Origin of the sequence: Streptomyces sp. NPDC014801 (genome assembly GCF_043082085.1) — a bacterium.
Classification (GTDB): Bacteria; Actinomycetota; Actinomycetes; order Streptomycetales; family Streptomycetaceae; genus Streptomyces.
The window spans coordinates 343,342-361,891 of record NZ_JBIBXG010000008.1 but is presented as its reverse complement, the minus strand read 5'-3'; the positions used below and the strand labels follow the sequence as shown (position 1 = coordinate 361,891).

Below are 18,550 nucleotides of genomic sequence, written 5' to 3'. Positions count from 1 at the left end.
GAGCCAGGATTGCCGTATTAGTCATCGCAGCAAACAAACTCGCCCGGCAAGGTGGCCGGGCAGCTGACAGCAAGGTCCAGCCTATGTCGAAGCGCTTCAACAAATCGCTTGCAGCGGTCCTCATACTGCTGGCCGGCACCTCCCTGACGGGATGCGGCCGGCAGCACGACAGCGGGGTCTACACCGTCCTGAACTCCTCGACCGACGAGTCGTACCACCGCTGGGACGCGCAGGCGATGGCCCGCTGCGGCCGGCAGCTCGGCGTCACGATCGAGCAGCAGAGCGTCCCGGCGGCGCAGGTGATGACCAAGGCGCTGCGCATGGCGTCCTCGAAATCGCTGCCGGACATCATCCAGTTCGACGCCTCCGAGATGCCGACGTTCGCCGAGGCCGGCGGGCTGGTCGACCTGCGCACGCTCGGGCTGCGCACCGAGGGCGTTCCGCGGGGCATCGTCGACTTCGGTTCGTACCGGGGCACGTACTACGGCGCCGCCCGCTCGGTGAACACGCTCGCGCTGTTCTACGACAAGGACGCGCTGGACCGGGCCGGCGTGCCGGTGCCCACCACCTGGGACGAACTGCGCGCGGCGGCGAGGAAGCTCACCGACGGCAAGCGCTACGGCATCGCCCTGAGCGCGGGCGGCGCGGAGGACGGCGTCTTCCAGTTCACGCCGTTCATGTGGTCCAACGGCGGCGACGAGGCCCACCTCGACGGGCCGAAGGTCGTCCAGGCCCTGGACTTCTGGAAGAGCCTGCTGAAGGACGGCTCGCTGTCGAAGGCGACCGTCGGCTGGACCCAGGCGGACGTCAACGACCAGTTCATGGCGGGCAACGCCGCCATGATGATCAACGGTCCGTGGCAGGTCGAGACGCTCAACAACAAGAAGTCGCTGCACTGGGGCATCGCGCGCATCCCCGTGCCGAAGGCGGGCGGGCGGTCCGTCGGCCCGCTCGGCGGGGCGGTGCTGACCGTGCCGAACACCGGCGACACGGCCCGGGAGAAGACGGCCGGGCGCATCATCGGCTGCCTGGCCGGCGAGAAGGAGCAGCTGACCTACGCGCTCAACAGCTGGATGGTCCCCGCGAACGAACGGGCCGCCACCGTATGGCGCAGCCGCGTGCCGGAGCTGGACGCCCTCGCCGACCAGGTGGCCCAGGCCCGCTCCCGGACCGCCGAACTCGGCGCCGGCTGGTCGAACGTGTCCCTCGCCCTGCAGAGCGCCTTCCAGTCCGCCCTCACCGGGCAGTCCAGCGAGTCCGCCCTGAAGCGCGCCCAGCAGCGGGCCACGAGCGGGAACCGAGGTACGCGCCCATGACCACGTCCACCGTCACCGCCCCGGCGCCGGCCGCCTCGCGCGAGAAGACCGGCGCCCCGGGTCCCCGCCGGCTGCGGCAACGGCTCGCACAGTGGGGGTTCGTCGCCCCCGCCGTCGTCTTCATGCTGCTGTTCTTCGGCTATCCGCTGGTCCGCAACGTCGTGATGAGCTTCCAGCACTACACGCCGAAGACGTTCTTCACCGGCGAGGCGCCCTTCAACGGCGTCGACAACTGGTCGCACGTCTTCCACGACACCCTGTTCGGCAAGGCGCTCTGGCACACCCTGCTCTTCACGGCCGGCTCGCTGCTCGGGCAGTTCAGCGCCGGCCTCGCCCTCGCGGTGTTCTTCAACAACAGGTTTCCGCTGGGCGGTGTGCTCAGGTCGTTGATCCTCCTGCCCTGGCTGGTGCCGATGGTGGTGTCCGGCATCGTGTGGCGCCGCATCCTGGACCAGGACACCGGTGTGCTCAACACGTTCCTGGACACGGTCGGACTGGGTGGTCACACCCCCTGGTTGACCAGTCCGCACATGGCCCTGCTGTCGGTCGTCCTGGTCAACGTCTGGATCGGCATTCCCTTCAACATGGTCATTCTGTACGGCGGTCTGCAGGAGATCCCCCGGGAGCTGTACGAGGCCGCCTCTCTTGACGGGGCGTCGGCATGGCGGACGTTCCGGTCCGTCACCCTGCCGATGCTCAAGCCCGTCATCACCGTCGTGCTGGTCCTGGGATTCATGTCGACGGTCAAGATCCTCGACCTGATCCTCGCCCTGACCGACGGCGGACCCGCCGACGCGACGCAGACCCTGGGCACCCTCACCTACCAGAACTCCTTCGTGCAGCTGGACTTCGGTGCGGGCGCGGTGGTCGGCAACGTCCTGATCCTGATCTCCGCGGTGTTCGCGGTGTTCTACCTGCGGGCCAACCGCACCGAGGGGAAGTGACCGAACGATGGCCACCGAGACCGTGAGGCCGCGCGGGCCGAAGCGCCGCTGGGGCTCCACCGTGGCGGGCGTGCTCGTGCTGGGCGTGATGCTGTTCCCGCTGTACTGGATGCTCGACACCGCGCTGCAGCCGAAGGCCGGCCTGCTGGAGGTCGATCCGCTGCCGCACGGACTGGACCTGTCCGGCTTCTCCAAGGCGCTCACGGACCAGGGCGGGCATCTGCTGACCTCGCTCGTGGTGTCCCTGGGTGCCGTGGTGATCTGTCTGGCGCTCGCCGCGCCGGCCGCCTACGGGCTCGCCCGGTTCCGGCTGCCCGGCAGCCGCGGCATCGTCTTCGGCACCCTGATCACCCAGATGGTGCCGGGCATCGTCATCGCCAACGCCCTGTACACCACCTACGTCGACCTCGGCCTGGTCAACTCCTACGCCGGGCTGATGCTGGCGGACGCCTCGCTCGGCATCCCCTTCTCCATCGTGCTGATGCGCTCGTTCATGGTGTCCCTGCCCGCCGAGGTCGTGGAGGCGGCGCAGGTGGACGGGGCGGGCCGGGTGCGCACGTTCGTCCAGGTGGTGCTGCCGATGAGCCGCAACGCGCTCATCACCTCGGGCCTGTTCGCGTTCCTGTTCTCGTGGAGCGACTTCATGTTCGCCCTCACCCTGAACACCACCGACGACGTCAAGCCGGTCACGCTCGGCATCTACCAGTACATCGGCGCGCACGTCGGCGACTGGGGCTCGGTGATGGCCGCGTCGGTGCTGTCCGCCGTCCCCGCCGCGATCCTGCTCGTCCTCGCCCAGAAGTACATCGCCGCCGGAATCACCGGCGGTTCCGTCAAGTGACCGCGAAGGCCGCCCACATGACCGACTTCCCCCTGTTCCCGCCCGGTTTCGTCTTCGGCGCCGCGACCGCCTCGTACCAGATCGAGGGCGCCGCGTACGAGGACGGCCGCGGCCCCTCCATCTGGGACACCTACAGCCACACGCCGGGCCTGGTCACAGGCGGCGACACCGGCGACGTCGCCTGCGACCACTACCACCGCTACCGCGAGGACGTGGCGCTGCTGCGCGACCTGGGCGTGGACTCCTACCGGTTCTCCCTCGCCTGGCCGCGGATCGTCCCGGACGGCTCGGGCGCGGTCAATCCCAAGGGCCTCGACTTCTACGACCGGCTGGTCGACGAGCTGCTCGCCGCCGGGATCGAACCCGCCGCCACCCTCTACCACTGGGACCTTCCGCAGGCCCTGGAGGACCGGGGCGGCTGGCGGACGCGCGAGACGGCGGAGCACTTCGCCGCGTACACCGCCGTCGTCGCCGAGCGCCTGGGCGACCGGGTGCCGCGCTGGATCACCCTCAACGAGCCGTGGTGCAGCGCCTTCCTCGGCTACTCCGTCGGCCGCCACGCGCCCGGCGCCCGGGAGGGGCGCGGCGCGCTCGCCGCCGCCCACCACCTGCTGGTCGGCCACGGGCTCGCCGTCCAGGCCCTGCGGGCGGCCGGGGTACGCGAGGCGGGCATCACCCTCAACCTGGACCGCAACCTGCCGGCCTCGCCGGACTCCCCCGCCGACCGGGCCGCCGTCGTCCGCGCGGACACCCAGCACAACCTGGTGTGGACCGAGCCGCTGTTCGCGGGCCGCTACCCGGCGAGCGAGGAGGAGACCTGGGGCGAGCTGATCACCGGTCAGGACTTCCGGCGTGCGGGCGACCTGGAGCTGATCGGGCAGCCGCTGGACTTTCTCGGCATCAACTACTACCGGCCCATCGTGGTCGCCGACGCGCCCCACCGGGAGACCGACCCGGCCCGGCGGGTGGCCACGGACAACCGGTACACGGAGGTGCGGCTGGACGGCGTACGGCACACCGCGATGGACTGGCCGGTCGCGCCGGACACCTTCACCGACCTGCTGGTGGCCCTCAAGGAGCGGTACGGCGACGCGCTGCCGCCGGTGCACATCACCGAGAACGGCTCGGCCGAGCACGACGAGGTGAGCGCCGACGGCTCGGTGCACGACACCGACCGCGTCGCCTACCTGCGCGACCACCTCCGCGCGCTGCGCGCCGCGCTGGACGCGGGCGTCGACGTGCGCGGCTACTACGTGTGGTCCCTGCTGGACAACTTCGAGTGGGCGCACGGCTACGGCAAGCGGTTCGGCATCGTCCGGGTCGACTACGCGACGCAGCGGCGGACACCGAAGGACAGCTACCGGTGGTACCGGGACGTCATCGCGGCGCACCGGGGCTGACGCGCACGGCGGCGCGTCGGTGGCGGATGCTGCCGGCTGCGCGCCGCCGGGCTGTGCCGGTGCATGCGCGCCGCCACGGGGTTGCTGTGGTGCCGCGCATGCGCCCGCGTGTCGACGTGCCGCCGGCCGGTGGCGTGGTGGCACGCCGCCGGCCGCGGTGTCGTGGTGGCGTGCCGCCGGCCGGTGCCGCCGGGGGGCCTTCGGGTGGCGCGCCGCCGCGATCAGCCGGCCAGCAGGTCGCGCATCCGTGCGGCGGCGTCGACGGCGGCCGTGCCGCAGCAGTTGTTGAACAGCACGTGCAGCCGCTCGGTCCGGTGGGCCGCCGCGCGCAGCCGGGGCACCCACTGCTTCAGCTCGGCGTCGGTGTAGTCGTGCCGGAAGCGGTCCTCCTTGCTGCCGGTCCCCCAGGCGGGGCTGCGCCCGTGGAAGCGGACCACGGACACCCGGGGTGAGGTGACCGGGGTGACGGGCGGCACGGAGGACGGCAGGCCCTGGGCCATGTCCACGGCGACCGAGGCGAAGCCGTGCCGGCGCAGCAACGCGAGCGTGTCGTCGTGGTGTTCGCCGCTCCACCACGCCGGGTGGCGGAACTCGACGGCGACCGTCCAGCCGGCGGTGCGTGCGGCGCAGTCGCGCAGGACCGCCTCGGCGCGCGCGCCGGGGCGCAGCCAGGGCGGGAACTGGAACAGGACGCTGCCCAGGCGGCCCGCGTCGCGCAGGGGTTCGAGCGCGACGGCGAAGCGGGACCACACCTCGTCCAGCACCGCGGGGTCCCGGCCGTCGGGCGGCAGCCCGTCCGGCAGCGTACCGGCCCGCGTGGGGTGGCCGGTGAGCAGCGAGAAGGCCTTCACGTCGAAGACGAAGCCGTCGGGGGTGCGTTCGACCCACAGCCGGGTGGTGCGGGCGGAGGGGAGGGCGTAGTAGGTGGCGTCGACCTCGACGACCGGGAAGCGCTCGGCGTAGTGCCGCAGCCGTCCCTCGGCGTCCCGCCGCCCGGCGGGGTACCAGCCGCTGCCGACCAGTGCCCGGTCGGTCCACGAGCACGTGCCCACGAGAATCTCACCCATGGCGGCCCGATTACCCCGACGCGGCCCGCTCATGGGGCGGTTGCGGCCGGACGCCGGCGGGAGGCGGACGCGCGCAGGCCCGCCGCCCCGTCGCGCTGTGCGTCCCGGGGGGGGCGGGCCTGTGCCGGGTGATGCGGGGGATCGCTCCGCCCTGGCGCGAGGTGCCGCGGCTGCCCTGACGGCAGGTCAGAAGCGGGGAGCCGGTGCCTGTTCCGTCACCAGGCGGTCCGCCTCCTCCTGCGTCTCCACCGACGGCGGGGAGCCGTCGAGGGGGCGGCGTGCCGTCTCCTTCATGCACGCGACGGCGATCACGCCGACGAGGGCCGCCGCCATGGCGTAGTACGCGGGCATCATCTCGCTGCCGGTGGCCGAGATCAGCGCCGTGACGACGAGCGGGGTCGTCCCGCCGAAGAGGGACGCGGAGAGGTTGTAGCCGATCGACAGCGAGCCGTAGCGCACCTGGGTGGGGAACAGCGCGGGCAGGGCGGCGGACATCGTGCCGAGCAGGCACACCAGGGACAGTCCGAGCATCAGCATGCCCGCCGTCACCGCGCCCAGACTGCCCTGGCCGACCAGCAGGAACGCGGGGACGGACAGCAGCAGGAAGCCGAGCATGCCGGTCATCAGCAGGGGCTTGCGGCCCAGCCGGTCGGAGAGACGGCCGACCTGGTTGATGAGCAGCATCAGCACCACCATGGTGCCGATGAGGATCAGCAGGCCGTGCGCCTCGGAGTAGCCCATCTCGTCGGACAGATAGGTCGGCATGTACGACAGCAGCATGTAGTCGGCGATGTTGTAGGCGCCGACCAGGCAGACGCACAGGATGAGCGTCCGCCAGTGCGCGCGGAAGATCTTCGCCAGGTCGCCGCGCGCGCTCGTCTCCACGGTGGAGGCGGCCTCCGACGCCCGGTGCACGGAGTCGTCCTCCAGCTTGCGGAAGGCGGGCGTCTCGTCCAGCCGCAGCCGCAGGTAGAGGCCGATCAGACCGATCGGGCCGGCCACCAGGAACGGCACCCGCCAGCCCCAGTCCTGCATGCCGCCGTCGCCCAGCCATGCCGTCAGCGCCGTCACCAGGCCCGCGGCACCGACGTAGCCGGCGAGGGTGCCCAGTTCGAGGAAGCTGCCGAAGAAGCCGCGCCGCCGGTCGGGCGCGTACTCGGCGATGAAGGTGGAGGCACCGCCGTACTCGCCGCCCGTGGAGAAGCCCTGGACCAGGCGGAACAGGATCAGCAGGGCCGGGGCCCAGAAGCCGATCACCGCGTAGGAGGGGATCAGGCCGATCGCGAACGTGCCGATCGCCATCAGGATCATGGTGAGGGCGAGCACCTTCTTGCGGCCGATGCGGTCGCCGAGCGGCCCGAAGACCATGCCGCCGAGCGGCCGTACCAGGAAGGACACCGCGAACGTCGCGAACGAGGACAGCAGCTGCACCGTTTCGTTCCCGGACGGGAAGAAGACGTGTCCGAGCGTGACCGCCAGATAGCTGTAGATGCCGAAGTCGAACCACTCCATCGCGTTGCCGAGCGAGGCCGCCTTCACGGCGCGCTGTACGGCCGCCTCGTCGGTCACCGTGATGTCGGTGCGGCGCAGCGGCGGGTTGCGGCGGCGTCTCGCGGCGCGGAAGAGCGCGCGGTGGCGGCGTTCGGCCGCGGGATCCGCAGCGGCCTCGAAGGTGTCGGGCGCGCCGGGCTCCATGAGGACTCCTTTCCAGCGGACAGGGACAACCGCAAGATCCCCTGCTCACTCGTGGCGAGCGCAAACCGGGCGGTGCGTCGGAGGGATGTTCGTCACTCCACCGGCCGTGTCGGCGGGCCGTGCCGCCGGCCGGCCGCCGCGGCCGCGACGGACCACGGCCGGGTACCCCGTGCGCGCGGATGCGCCCCGGCCCGCAGGAGGCGCATTCTTGCTGTGTCGCCCACGCGGCGGCACACCGATGAGGCAGGGGCATGAGTGCGAGCGCCGGGGACGGACAGCGGCCACCCGGGTGGGCGGCGGCGCTGCTGACCGATGCCGCGACGCAGGCGGCGCGTGCCGCGGACGGCCGGGTCGCCGCCGTGTACCTGCGCTCGGCCACGCCCGGTCTGCTGCGGCTGGCGGTGCTCTCCGGGCTGCCCGGGACCCTGTTCCGGCCCTGGTGGCGGCTGCACGTCGAGCGGCCGTTCCCGGTGTCCGACGCGCACCGCCTCGGCGAGCCCGTGGTGCTGCCGAACCCGGCCGAGACGATGCGGCGCTATCCGCAGTTCGCGGCCGGGCTGCCGTTCCCGTTCGGTTCCCTGTGCGTCCCGGTCAGCCACGACGCGCGCGCGTTCGGGGTGCTGGCCGTGCTGCGCCCCGCGGTCGCGGACGGCGCCGACCTGGTGCCGCACCGCCAGTCGCTGACCGCGCTCGCCGAGCGGCTGGCCGCCGCGCTGCACCGGCGCGCGGCGACCGGCTCGGACGTCACCTGGGACACGGCGCCCCTGGACGTGCGGCCGCCGGGCCCGGGGCCGGCCGGCGGCCGGGTGGGCAGCCTGGCCTGGGACCCGCTGGCCGACGTGCTCACCGCGGACGGCCAGGCCCAGGCCCTGCTCGGGGTGGCGTCCGGGCGGCTTCCCGGGACGCTCGACTCCCTGCGCACCGTCGCGCCGGAGCTGCCCGCGCTGCTGCGCGAGGCGGCCCACGGCCGGCCGCCGCCCCTGCCACTGCCGGTGCGCACCGCGGACGGCGCGCAGCGCCTGGTGCTGCTGTGGGCGCCGGGCACGGCGGACGGCGGACGGGTCCGGCCCGTCGACGGCGTCGTCCTCGACCCGGAGTCCGGCACGCTCGCCGACGGGGCGGCCGATCTGCTGCCGCAGGGCGTGTTCTGCCTGGACCGGCTCGGAGTGGTCGGCTACGCCAATCCGCGCGCCGCGCACCTGCTCGGCCTGGCGCACGACCGTCTCCTCGGCCGTCCGCTGTGGGAGGCCGTGCCGTGGCTGGACCAGCCGGGCTGCGAGGACCAGCTGCGCCACGCCCTGCTCTCCATGGAGCCGGTGACCTTCCACGTCCGGCGCCCGCCCGCCCCGGCGCGCCAGGCGTACGAGGGCGACTGGCTGGCCGTGTCGGTGCATCCCGGCCCGCACATCCTGACCTGCACCGTGGTCCCCGCCGACCGGGTGCCGGACTCCGCGCCGACGGTGTCGAAGGACGGCGCGCCCGGCCCGGTCACGGCCGCGACGACACCGCAGTACCGCCCGATCGCCCTCGCCCTCGCGCTGTCCGAGGCGGTCACGGCGCGCCAGGTGTCGGCCGTGGTCGTCCAGGAGTTGCTGCCCGCGTTCGGGGGCCGCCGGCTGGCCATCTACCTGCTGCAGGAACGCCATCTGTTCCTGGCCTGGGAGACCGGCTTCCCACCGGGCTTCCTCACGCCGTTCGAGGGGGTGGCCCTGGACGCGCGGCTGCCCGGGGTGGAGACCCTCACCACGGGCCGCCCGCTGTTCTTCGACTCCATGCAGCAGCTCCAGGCCGCCTACCCGGGCATCCCGATGGACGCCACCGAGGGGGCCCGCGCGTTCCTGCCGCTGATCTCCTCGGGCCGGCCGGTCGGCTCGTGCATCCTCGGCTTCGACCGGTCCCGCAGCTTCAGCGCCGAGGAGCGCACGGTGCTCACCGCGCTCGCCGGGCTGATCGCGCACGTGATGGAGAAGGCCCAGCGCTACGACACCGAGGCCGCCCTGGCCCACGGGCTGCAGCAGGCGCTGCTGCCGCGCAGCCTGCCCGTGCACCCCCGGGTGGAGACCGCGGGGCGGTACCTGCCCGGCACCGAGGGGATGGACGTGGGCGGCGACTGGTACGACGTGGTGCCGTCCGGGGACGGGCTCGCGCTGGTCATCGGGGACGTGCAGGGCCACGGCGTGCAGGCGGCCGCCACGATGGGGCAGCTGCGCAGCGCGGTGCGCGCGTTCGCGCTGAGCGACCGGCCGCCCGAGGAGGTGGTGGGCGGCACCAACCGGCTGCTGATCGACCTGGATCCGGGCCAGTTCGCCAGCTGCTGCTATGTCCGGCTGGACCCGGTCAGCGGGGTGGCCCGGGTGGTGCGGGCCGGGCATCCGCCGCCGCTGCTGCGGGACGCCGACGGGCGGGCCCGGGTCGTGAACCTGCCCGGCGGGGTCGTCCTCGGCGTGGACCCGGCCGCCCGCTATCCGGTGGCGGAGCTGCGGATGACGCCCGGCGCGGTGCTCGCGCTCTACACCGACGGGCTCGTCGAACGGCCCGGCCGCGACATCGACGACGGCATCACGGCGCTGCTGGACGCCCTGTGCCGGGCGGGCGCGCCCGGCACCGACCCGGGCTGCCGTTCGCTGTCGGACGTCGCCGACCGGCTCACCGCGACGGCCCGCCAGGCGACGGGCCGCCCGGACGACATCGCCCTCCTCCTCGCGTCGCTCACCCCGACCGCGACCACCGCACGGTGATGCCTTCCGCCGAGGGCGCGGAGGACGCGGCTCACCGCGCGGGAGGGCCTCGGCCTCACCGGCGCCGCCGGAACGTCCCCTGAGCTCCCGCCCCCGGCGGCCGAGAGGACCGCCCCCGGACTCACCCCGTGGGACCCCACCAGGGCGCGACGCCCCTCGCCTCATGCGGCGCGGCAGTGTAGACATGGGCACATGGTCCGACTTCTGGGTCGTTCCGGGACCCGCTCGCCCCGGCGTCCCGGCAGCCGGCGGGATGCGCGCGGCCATGACGGCGTGCCCCGGACGGACGGACGGCGCGTGCGGCGGACGACGGCCGCCGCGTCCCCGCCCGCCGCGCGGCGCTCGGGGCCGGGCCGCACCCGGTGGGAACCGGCGGCGGGACTGCGGGGCACGCTGGGTGGCCGCAGCCTGGCCGGGCAGGTGTTCCTGCTCAACGTCGTCATCGTGCTGCTGCTCGTCGTGGCGGCCGTGGTGGCGCTGGTGCTGCAGGTGCGGCACGACACCACGCAGGAGGCCCGCACCCGCTCCCTCGCGGTCGCCGAGACCTTCGCCAACTCCCCCGGCATCCAGGCGGCGCTCAAGAGCCCCCACCCGACCGCCCTCCTGCAGCCGCGCGCCGAGGCGGCCCGCAAGGCCGCGAACGTGGACTTCATCGTCGTCACGGACACCGACGGCATCCGCTACACCCACCCCAAGCCGGACCGCATCGGCAAGAAGTTCGTCGGCACCATCGCCCCGGCGCTGGCCGGGGGCACGGTCGTGGAGGAGGTCAACGGCACGATCGGCCGCCTGGTGCAGGCGGTGGTGCCGGTGAAGGCGCCCGGCGGGAAGGTCGTCGGGCTGGTGTCGGCCGGCATCACCACCGCGCACGTGGGCGGCGCGGCCGACCGGCAGCTGCCGCTGGTGCTGGCCGCGGCGGGTATCGGCCTGGCCCTGGCCACCGGGGGTACCGCGCTGGTCAGCAGACGGCTGATGCGCCAGACCCACGGCCTCGGCCCGCGCGAGATGACCCGGATGTACGAGCACCACGACGCGGTGCTGCACTCGGTGCGCGAGGGCGTGCTCATCGTCAGCGGCGACGGCGATCTGCTGCTCGCCAACGACGAGGCGCACCGGCTGCTCGACCTGCCCGCCGACGCGGAACGCCGGCACGTACGGGACCTGGGCCTGGACGAGGACACGGCCGAGCTGCTGGCCTCGGGGCGGGTCGCCACCGACGAGGTGCACCTGGTCGGCGACCGGCTGCTGGCGATCAACCAGCGGCCCACCGATCTGGAGGGCGGCCCGAGCGGCAGTGTGGCCACCCTGCGCGACTCCACCGAGCTGCGGGCCCTGTCGGGCCGGGCGGAGGCGGCGCGCGAGCGCCTGGACCTGCTGTACGCGGCGGGGGTGGGCGTCGGCACCAGCCTGGACGTCACCCGGACGGCGGAGGAGCTGGCCGAGCTGGCCGTGCCCCGGTTCGCGGACTTCGTGACCGTGGACCTCTTCGACGCGGTCCTGTCCGGGGAGGAGCCGGAGCCGGGGGGCGCGCTGCGCCGTACGGCGGTGAGCGGGGTCAGCGAGCGGGCGCCGCTGTACCCGCGGGGCCGGCAGATACGGTTCGTGGACTCCTCGCCGCACGCGGTGAGCCTGGGCACGGGACGGGTGGTGACCGAGCCGAGCCTGGCCGACGCCGGGGGCTGGCAGGCGCAGGACCTGGAACGGTCGGCGCAGGTGGTGGAGTTCGGCATCCACTCGCTGATCACCGTGCCGGTGCGGGCCGGCGGCCGGGTGCTGGGCGTGGTCGGCTTCTGGCGCTCGCAGCGGCCCGAGCCGTTCGACGACGACGAGGTGGCGCTGGCGGAGGAGCTGGTGACCCGGGCCGCGGTGGCCATCGACAACGCGCGCCGCTACACCCGCGAGCACGGCCTGGCGGTGACGCTGCAGCGCAGCCTGCTGCCGCGCAGCCTGCCCGCGCAGAACGCCCTGGACATCGCCTACCGGTACCTGCCGGCGCAGGCCGGCGTGGGCGGCGACTGGTTCGACGTACTGCCGCTGTCGGGGGCCCGGGTGGCGCTCGTCGTGGGCGATGTCGTGGGCCACGGGCTGCACGCGGCGGCGACGATGGGCCGGCTGCGCACGGCGGTGCACAACTTCTCCGCGCTCGATCTGGAGCCGGACGAGCTGCTGACGCTGCTGGACGAGCTGGTGGCGCGGATCGACCAGGACGAGACGGAGGACGGCTCGGCGGCGCCGGTGTCCGGGGCGACCTGCCTGTACGCGGTGTACGACCCGGTGGCGCGGCGCTGCACGGTGGCCCGGGCCGGCCATCCCCCACCCGCGGTGGTCCGTCCCGACGGCGGTGTGGAGTACGCCGAGGTGCCGGCCGGTCCGCCGCTGGGGCTCGGCGGGCTGCCGTTCGAGGCGGCCGAACTGGACCTGGCGGAGGGCAGCCGACTCGTGCTGTACACCGACGGCCTGGTGGAGGACCGCGAGCGCGACATCGAGACCGGTCTGGAGCTGCTGTCCGGGGCGCTGAGCGAGGCCGGCTCCTCGCCGGAGGAGACCTGCCGGTCGGTGCTTCAGGCGCTGCTGCCGGCCCGGCAGGCCGACGACATCGCGCTGCTGGTCGCCCGTACCCGCGCGCTCGGCCCCGACCAGGTCGCCGAGCGGGAGGTGCCGATGGAGCCGTCGGCGGTAAAGGAGGTGCGCGCGTTCGTCACCCGGCAGCTGGCGCAGTGGGGGCTGGAGGAGCTGGAATTCACCACGGAGCTGATCCTCAGCGAGCTGGTGACCAACGCGATCCGGTACGGCAGCGCCCCGGTGCGGGTGCGGCTGCTGCGGGACCGCAGCCTGATCTGCGAGGTCTCCGACGGCAGCAACACCTCGCCGCATCTGCGCTACGCGGCCCTGTCCGACGAGGGCGGGCGGGGGCTGTTCCTGGTGGCGCAGATGACGGAGCGCTGGGGCACGCGCTACACCCAGAGCGGCAAGATCATCTGGGCCGAGCAGCCGCTGCCGTAGCCGCCGTCGTCAGCCCTCGGACGTCCCGGCAGACGGTGGCCTTCACCGCTGCCCGGTGCCGCCCGCCGACCTCCACTCATCAAGCAGTCCTTTGAGATCTCATAAGAGGCGCTTATGAGGTCATAGAGCGGACCCGCGTACCGACTTAGGCTTGCCTTAGCTTAGGCTTCCCGTCGAGTCGATCATTCGCCGCTCGAAGGGAACCTGTCATGTCTCGCCCCCTGCGGGTCGCCATCGTCGGTTCCGGCCCCGCCGGGATCTACGCCGCCGACGCCCTCCTCAAGTCCGAGGTGGCCGCCGACCCCGGCGTGTCCATCGACATCTTCGAGCGCATGCCCGCCCCGTTCGGGCTGATCCGCTACGGCGTCGCCCCCGACCACCCGCGCATCAAGGGCATCATCACGGCCCTGCACCAGGTGCTGGACAAGCCGCAGATCCGCCTCTTCGGCAACGTCGACTACCCGAGCGACCTCTCCCTGGACGACCTGCGCGCCTTCTACGACGGCGTGATCTTCGCCACCGGCGCCATGGCCGACCGCGCGCTGCCGATCCCGGGCATCGACCTAGACGGCTCCTACGGCGCCGCCGACTTCGTCTCGTGGTACGACGGCCACCCGGACGTGCCGCGCACCTGGCCGCTGGAGGCGGAGAAGGTCGCGGTGCTGGGCGTGGGCAACGTGGCCCTGGACGTGGCGCGCATCCTGGCCAAGACGGCGGACGAGCTGCTGCCCACCGAGATCCCGCCGAACGTCTACGACGGGCTGAAGGCCAACAAGGCCGTGGAGATCCACGTCTTCGGCCGCCGCGGCCCGGCGCAGGCGAAGTTCAGCCCGATGGAACTGCGCGAGCTGGACCACTCGCCGAACATCGAGGTCGTCGTCGACCCCGAGGACATCGACTACGACGAGGGCTCGATCGCCACCCGGCGCGGAAACAAGCAGGCCGACATGGTCGCCAAGACCCTGGAGAACTGGGCGATCCGCGACACCGGCGACCGCCCGCACAAGCTGTTCCTGCACTTCTTCGAGTCGCCCACCGAGATCCTCGGCGAGGACGGCAAGGTGGTCGGGCTGCGCACCGAGCGCACCGAGCTGGACGGCACCGGCAACGTGCGCGGCACGGGCAAGTTCACCGACTGGGACGTCACGGCGGTCTACCGCGCGGTGGGCTACCTCTCCGACAAGCTCCCCAAGCTGCCCTGGGACCTGGACAGCGGCACCGTGCCCGACGAGGGCGGCCGGGTCATCGAGGAGGGCGGCACCCACCTGCAGTCGGTGTACGTCACCGGCTGGATCCGCCGCGGCCCGATCGGCCTCATCGGCCACACCAAGGGCGACGCCAACGAGACGGTGGCCAGCCTGCTGGACGACCACGCGAACGGCCGGCTGCACACGCCGGCCTCGCCCGCCCCGGAGGCCGTCGACGCCTTCCTGGCCGAGCGGAACGTCCGCTTCACCACCTGGGACGGCTGGTACGCCCTCGACGCTGCCGAGAAGGCCCTGGGCGAGCCGCAGGGCCGCGAGCGCGTGAAGATCGTGGAGCGCGAGGAGATGCTCAAGGCGAGCGGCGCCTGAGCGGCCCCCGTACGGAGGGCGTGAGCGCGGCCGTACGGCCGGCGGGGCCGGTGCCGGACACGGCGCCGGCCCCGCCGTGCGCTGCCCGGATCCCGCGGAGCGGGGCGGCCGGGCGGGAACCGCTGGATCAGCTCCCGGATCGCGCGGTCCCGCGACGGGCTGCGGCGCCCGCGGCGCCCGCGGCAGCCGCGGCAGTACCCGCACTGAACGTCTGTTCCCCGGCGTCGGCGGGGTCCCTGCCGCGCCCGTGGCCAGGCCCGGGACCCGTCGCGCGGCAGGCCGCTGCGCGCTGGAGTGAGCGGCGTCGCGGTGCCCGCGTGGGAGAAGGATGGCGCGCCTTTCCCGTGGGCATGCTGTGAGCGAGGCCACTTCCGGTGGATCGGTGGATCTTCCTCGGTGCCTGCCCGCCTGATCGCCTCCCACGAAGGACATGCGCTCTTGACTCTGACGATTCCCGACGCGCCTTCGGCGCGCCGCCCCGGTCGTAGCTGGACGATCCGCGTGGTCGGTCACCGCGACCGCACCGCCTCGGTCACCTGTTCCTCGGCCTGCGCGATGCCGCCGCGCTCCCGCGACCTCGCGGCGCTGCGCCGCTTCGCCGAGGCCCATGCCCGCGCGCACGCCCGAGCGGCGGCCGTGCGGCCCGACGCCGCCTGCTGGTGCCGGCACAACCGGTGCGCTCCGCACGAGGGCACCCGGGTCTCCTGTGGGGGCGCGGTGGTCCTGGTGCTGCGCCACGACCCCGCGGTCGGTCAGGTGTGGACGCTCAGCGAGGTGTGCTCCGCGTGCGCGCCGCTGATGAGCCACACGCGCGTGATGGCCAAGGCCGCCGCCCGGCCGGCCCCGTCCGTGCCCCGCCCCACCGGCGACGACCGGTCCGCGCCGCGCCCGGCGCCGGCGGCCGCGTCGTTCGTGCCGGGCGGCTTCAGCGCTCCCCCGGCGGATCCGGCAGCCCCACCGGCGGACCGCCGCCGACGCGGCCGTCGCCGGGGCCGCCCGGAGCGGGAGGGCAGCGGCGGTCCCTAGAGTCTGCGGCGACGGTCCCTCGTCCGTCAGGAGACGGTGACGGCCCGGCAGGGCGGCCGGTGGGCGGCTGAGCGGCCGCTGGACGGCTGAGCGAGCAGTGGATGACCGGGTGGGTGGCCCCGGGCGCGGCCGAAACGGGCAGGACCCGTCCCGATGCGGATGGTGGACGGGCCCTGTCCGCCCGGACGATTGTGTGCGGAGCGCCCCTGCCGCGACCACGGGTGTGCACCGCCCGCCGTGGTGAACGCCGCACACGCCGTGCGCGCGGTGTGCGTCCCGTGTGCCAGGTCCGCGCACCCGGCTCGGCCCGGTCCACGAGCCGCGGCGCGAGTATGTCGCCCGTCCGGGTGAGCGACATGCCGCCGTACGCCCCGGGTACCCGGCGCGCATGAGCGACCGCAAGACACCCGACCCGCACGAGGCCGCGCAGGCGGCCGAGACCGCCGACGAGCGGCGGGCCGCCGCCCGCCCCTTCAGCTACCCGTACGACGAACGGCGCGCCGGCGTCCGCGCCACCCGGCACATCAGCCGCGAACAGGCCGACGCCGACAGCGTTCCCGGGGTGCCCGGCGGCTACGGCACCACGGGCGGCGGACAGCCGAACTCGCGCAGCGCCGACGCCCGGCCGGCCCGGGACGAGCCCGACGACGAGGCCGGCGTCACGGACGTCGTCGCGGGCCTCGAACCCCATCCCGACCGGGAGGACTGACCCCGGCGGGACGACCGGTGGGCGGACCCGGCACGGACGGAACCCGCGGCCTCACCCCCGTGTGATCCGCGCGGCGCGCGGCAACGATACTGACTGAGCACGTCGCCCCCGCCTCCACGAACGGACCCATGCCGACCTCGCCCACCGACCGCCCCGCCCCCACCACCACTCCCCCGACGCTGTGGCCGGCCCGCGGCCGCTTCACGGGCTCCGCCGCCGCCGGCGTGCTGCGCAAACACCTGCAGCGGCTGAAGGACGACGGGGCCGTCGAGGACTTCCTCGAACTGCCCGAGGACGAGAGCCCCACCGGCAGACGGGTCTTCGAGGCCCGCTGGCAGGTCGAGGACGCGGTGACCGTGCGCGCGCGGCTCACCGTCGCCAAGGGCGCCGGACACGGCCAGGAGTGGCAGCTGCTGGCCGAGGCCGAACGGCCGTGGGACCTGCGCTGGCCCTCCCCGGCCGCGGTGTTCTGGCCCGCCGAGCCGGACGGCGGCTGGGCGCACGAGTCCGCGACCGGTCTGCGGTTCCTGGAGGTCAACTTCCTGCCGGACGAGGACAAGGCGCTGCGGCGCGTGCTGCGGGACGCGCTGCGCGACAGCTGGACCGTCCACGTGGTCGTCCACGAGGCCATGACGCCGGACGCACGCGGCCGTGGGCCGCTCACCCGTTTCCTGCCGCCCGGCCTGCACCACCGCGTGGTGGAGCACCGGGCCACCCCGCAGCAGCTGCGCGCGGTGAACTGGGCCCTGCGCGACACCGGGCTGGAGGTGCCGCGCGGCGGCGCCCTGGTGCTGCCCGGCAGCCCCGCCCCGGACGGCTGGAACGCCGCGGACTTCGCGGTGCGCAGCGTGTTCCTCGACGGCAGCGAACCCGTCGAGCTGGTCGACGCGGTGACCCGCTTCGCCGCCCTGCCCACGCCGCTCCCGGAGGGTGCGGGGGAGCAGCTCGAAGCGCTGCGCGAGCAGTGGCACCTGTACACGCTGCAGGAGGAGCTGGAGCGCCAGCGCGCCCTGGTCGCCATGTACGCCGAAGCCCTGGAGGCGATGACGCGGTCCCGGGACCTGTACCGGGAGGCCGCCGAGCGGGCGCACGAGGCGCTGGCCGCCTACCGGGAGAACGCCGGGGCGCCCGTGGACGAGGTGTCGGCGCCCAGCAGGCCGGCCGGTGGCCCGCTGCAGCAGCTGACCCGGACGTTCGAGCGGCTGAAGGCCGCCCGTGCGCCGCGCCCCGCCGCCACCCGTCCGGACACCGCCTCGCCGGCGCCCGCCGCCTCCCGCGAGTCCACCGCTTCCGCCACGCCGGCCGCCTCCGCCGACTCCACCGCTTCCGCCACGCCGGCCGCCTTGGGCGGGTCCACGGCTTCCGCCGCACCCGCCGTATCCGCCGCCTCCGCCGAGGCCGCCGCGGCCACCCCGTCCACCGCCTCCGCTCCCGCTCCCGCTCAGGACAGCAGCGGCAGCCGGTCCGCGTCGGAGCCCAGCGCGCGCCGCTCCTCCTGAGTCAGCGGCGCGCGCCCGGTCGCGGCGCGCGCGTAGTGCTCGTCGCTCCAGTCCAGCGGCACGGGCCGGCCCAGCAGGCCGTCCAGGGTCGCGCGGACCGCGGCGAGCCCCTCCGGCGCCGGAGGGGCGGCCCCCGGCAGGGACACCGTGAGGTCGAGGTGGTGCACGGTGGCCTCGACGGCGAGCGTGGTCAGCAGGTCCCCCGCGCGCAGCACGTGCCCCTGCGTGCGCACCGTGCGCGTGGGGTCGGCGGCGGCGCCGGCGACGACCGTCGCCGCGGCGGTCTCCAGGTACAGCGCGCGCAACTGGCCGAAGTCGAGGAACATGCTCGCGCTCACCCGCGCCCAGCGCCGCCCGTTCGCGGCGCCGGTCTGGTCGGCGCCCCAGTCCCGCCAGTAGGTCACGGAGTCCCGGTCCGGCGGGGCGGACACCGGCGTGTGCAGGGCGACCAGGGCGCGCTGGGCGTCGCCGGCGCAGTGAAAGACCAGATCGCGCACGGCCCAGCCGGTGCAGCCGCTCGGCAGCCACGACGCGTCGTCGTCGAGCGTCTCGACCACCGCGGCGAAGGCCCCGTAGGAGGCGCGCAGGGCGTCGACCGGGTCGAAGGTGCCGGAAAGATCAGCCGTCATGCGGCCAGCCTAGGGGGTGTCTCGTCGATCAGGCCGGATCAGGGAGCGGCGTCTGGTGATGGGGGTACCTCCCACGCCGTTCAGGCAGTGGGGGAGCATCGCAAGGCGG

The 18,550-nt window shown here is 74.1% G+C and carries 13 protein-coding genes; 10 read left to right on the top strand and 3 right to left on the bottom strand.

Going from position 1 to position 18,550, the window contains the following annotated elements:
- Positions 1-83 precede the first annotated feature (83 nt).
- Genes ACF1AL_RS21540 through ACF1AL_RS21525 form a run of 4 tightly spaced genes read left to right on the top strand, consistent with a single transcriptional unit; the run spans position 84 to position 4,501 of the window.
- On the top strand, positions 84-1,316 hold the full coding sequence (locus ACF1AL_RS21540; protein ID WP_391826921.1) for an ABC transporter substrate-binding protein: 1,233 nt from the start codon (positions 84-86) through the stop codon (positions 1,314-1,316).
- The gene (locus ACF1AL_RS21535; protein ID WP_391826919.1) at positions 1,313-2,260 is read left to right on the top strand and encodes a carbohydrate ABC transporter permease; all 948 of its coding nucleotides are present in this window, start codon (positions 1,313-1,315) and stop codon (positions 2,258-2,260) included. The genes ACF1AL_RS21540 and ACF1AL_RS21535 overlap by 4 nt, the downstream gene beginning before the upstream one ends.
- Positions 2,261-2,267: 7 nt before the next feature.
- Positions 2,268-3,101, top strand: a complete 834-nt coding sequence (locus ACF1AL_RS21530; RefSeq protein WP_366842084.1) for a carbohydrate ABC transporter permease — start codon at positions 2,268-2,270, stop codon at positions 3,099-3,101.
- 17 nt (positions 3,102-3,118) lie between these two features.
- Positions 3,119-4,501 (top strand): GH1 family beta-glucosidase, encoded by a 1,383-nt coding sequence (locus tag ACF1AL_RS21525; RefSeq protein ID WP_391826916.1) that lies wholly within the window; start codon positions 3,119-3,121, stop codon positions 4,499-4,501.
- Positions 4,502-4,722: 221 nt separating this feature from the next.
- Here ACF1AL_RS21525 and ACF1AL_RS21520 read toward each other — a convergent pair whose 3' ends face one another.
- Together ACF1AL_RS21520 and proP are read right to left on the bottom strand one after the other, a co-directional pair.
- Positions 4,723-5,568 carry a DUF72 domain-containing protein gene (locus ACF1AL_RS21520; protein WP_391826914.1) on the bottom strand — a complete coding sequence of 282 codons (846 nt, stop codon included), beginning with the start codon at positions 5,566-5,568 and terminating at the stop codon, positions 4,723-4,725.
- Positions 5,569-5,754: 186 nt separating this feature from the next.
- Positions 5,755-7,263: a glycine betaine/L-proline transporter ProP gene (gene proP / locus ACF1AL_RS21515; protein ID WP_391826912.1), complete on the bottom strand. Its 1,509-nt coding sequence runs from the start codon at positions 7,261-7,263 to the stop codon at positions 5,755-5,757.
- Between the two features lie 251 nt (positions 7,264-7,514).
- Between proP and ACF1AL_RS21510 the strand changes: the two genes are divergently transcribed.
- The 6 genes from ACF1AL_RS21510 to ACF1AL_RS21485 all read left to right on the top strand — a co-directional run bounded on the left by ACF1AL_RS21510 (position 7,515) and on the right by ACF1AL_RS21485 (position 17,812).
- Entirely contained in the window at positions 7,515-10,001 is a 2,487-nt protein-coding gene (locus ACF1AL_RS21510; protein ID WP_391777590.1) for a SpoIIE family protein phosphatase, read from the top strand.
- A gap of 192 nt (positions 10,002-10,193) precedes the next feature.
- Positions 10,194-13,004, top strand: coding sequence for a SpoIIE family protein phosphatase (locus tag ACF1AL_RS21505; RefSeq protein WP_391818130.1), 2,811 nt, complete (start codon positions 10,194-10,196; stop codon positions 13,002-13,004).
- A 209-nt stretch (positions 13,005-13,213) separates the two neighbouring features.
- Positions 13,214-14,578: an FAD-dependent oxidoreductase gene (locus ACF1AL_RS21500; RefSeq protein ID WP_366838646.1), complete on the top strand. Its 1,365-nt coding sequence runs from the start codon at positions 13,214-13,216 to the stop codon at positions 14,576-14,578.
- 438 nt (positions 14,579-15,016) lie between these two features.
- Positions 15,017-15,604, top strand: coding sequence for a hypothetical protein (locus ACF1AL_RS21495; RefSeq protein ID WP_391826910.1), 588 nt, complete (start codon positions 15,017-15,019; stop codon positions 15,602-15,604).
- Between the two features lie 388 nt (positions 15,605-15,992).
- Positions 15,993-16,313, top strand: a complete 321-nt coding sequence (locus tag ACF1AL_RS21490) for a hypothetical protein (protein ID WP_391777587.1) — start codon at positions 15,993-15,995, stop codon at positions 16,311-16,313.
- Positions 16,314-16,441: 128 nt separating this feature from the next.
- A complete protein-coding gene (locus tag ACF1AL_RS21485; RefSeq protein WP_391826908.1) occupies positions 16,442-17,812 on the top strand; it encodes a hypothetical protein in 1,371 nt (456 codons plus the stop codon).
- Here ACF1AL_RS21485 and ACF1AL_RS21480 read toward each other — a convergent pair.
- Positions 17,755-18,441 carry a maleylpyruvate isomerase N-terminal domain-containing protein gene (locus ACF1AL_RS21480; protein ID WP_391826906.1) on the bottom strand — a complete coding sequence of 229 codons (687 nt, stop codon included), beginning with the start codon at positions 18,439-18,441 and terminating at the stop codon, positions 17,755-17,757. The genes ACF1AL_RS21485 and ACF1AL_RS21480 overlap by 58 nt on opposite strands.
- Positions 18,442-18,550: the final 109 nt, after the last annotated feature.

Excerpts from the sequence above, each read along its gene's own strand:
- ACF1AL_RS21540 (WP_391826921.1), top strand. The coding sequence starts at position 84 with ATGTCGAAGCGCTTCAACAAATCGCTTGCAGCGGTCCTCATACTGCTG.
- ACF1AL_RS21535 (WP_391826919.1), top strand. The coding sequence starts at position 1,313 with ATGACCACGTCCACCGTCACCGCCCCGGCGCCGGCCGCCTCGCGCGAG.
- ACF1AL_RS21530 (WP_366842084.1), top strand. The coding sequence starts at position 2,268 with ATGGCCACCGAGACCGTGAGGCCGCGCGGGCCGAAGCGCCGCTGGGGC.
- ACF1AL_RS21525 (WP_391826916.1), top strand. The coding sequence starts at position 3,119 with ATGACCGACTTCCCCCTGTTCCCGCCCGGTTTCGTCTTCGGCGCCGCG.
- ACF1AL_RS21520 (WP_391826914.1), bottom strand. The coding sequence starts at position 5,568 with ATGGGTGAGATTCTCGTGGGCACGTGCTCGTGGACCGACCGGGCACTG.
- proP (WP_391826912.1), bottom strand. The coding sequence starts at position 7,263 with ATGGAGCCCGGCGCGCCCGACACCTTCGAGGCCGCTGCGGATCCCGCG.
- ACF1AL_RS21510 (WP_391777590.1), top strand. The coding sequence starts at position 7,515 with ATGAGTGCGAGCGCCGGGGACGGACAGCGGCCACCCGGGTGGGCGGCG.
- ACF1AL_RS21505 (WP_391818130.1), top strand. The coding sequence starts at position 10,194 with ATGGTCCGACTTCTGGGTCGTTCCGGGACCCGCTCGCCCCGGCGTCCC.
- ACF1AL_RS21500 (WP_366838646.1), top strand. The coding sequence starts at position 13,214 with ATGTCTCGCCCCCTGCGGGTCGCCATCGTCGGTTCCGGCCCCGCCGGG.
- ACF1AL_RS21490 (WP_391777587.1), top strand. The coding sequence starts at position 15,993 with ATGAGCGACCGCAAGACACCCGACCCGCACGAGGCCGCGCAGGCGGCC.
- ACF1AL_RS21485 (WP_391826908.1), top strand. The coding sequence starts at position 16,442 with ATGCCGACCTCGCCCACCGACCGCCCCGCCCCCACCACCACTCCCCCG.
- ACF1AL_RS21480 (WP_391826906.1), bottom strand. The coding sequence starts at position 18,441 with ATGACGGCTGATCTTTCCGGCACCTTCGACCCGGTCGACGCCCTGCGC.